This window comes from Acinetobacter sp. USHLN143 (assembly GCF_037145695.1).
GTDB classification, from domain to species: domain Bacteria; phylum Pseudomonadota; class Gammaproteobacteria; order Pseudomonadales; family Moraxellaceae; genus Acinetobacter; species Acinetobacter fasciculus.
Map to the genome: position 1 here is coordinate 1 of NZ_JBBCWZ010000334.1, position 223 is coordinate 223.

General features: G+C 29.6%; 1 protein-coding gene. It reads right to left on the reverse strand.

The features are described from left to right. A partial coding sequence (locus tag WFH18_RS18680) for a MerR family DNA-binding protein (protein ID WP_336755460.1) occupies window positions 1-223 on the reverse strand: 223 nt, incomplete at both ends.

Below are 223 nucleotides of genomic sequence, written 5' to 3' on the forward strand. Positions count from 1 at the left end.
GTCAATTGTACATAAACCATCACAAGTACCTCTTAAATCAGATAGTTGTTCAATAAGCTTTTGTTGCTTGATTATATTTTCTCTGATAGCACTGACATGTAAGTCAATTAACTCATTCACATCTGAACAATTTTTCTCAGGTTTGTCTTTATAGGTAAGTAATTGACGAATTTCATTCAAACTCATATTTAAAGTTCGGCAATTCAAAATAAATTTAATTCGC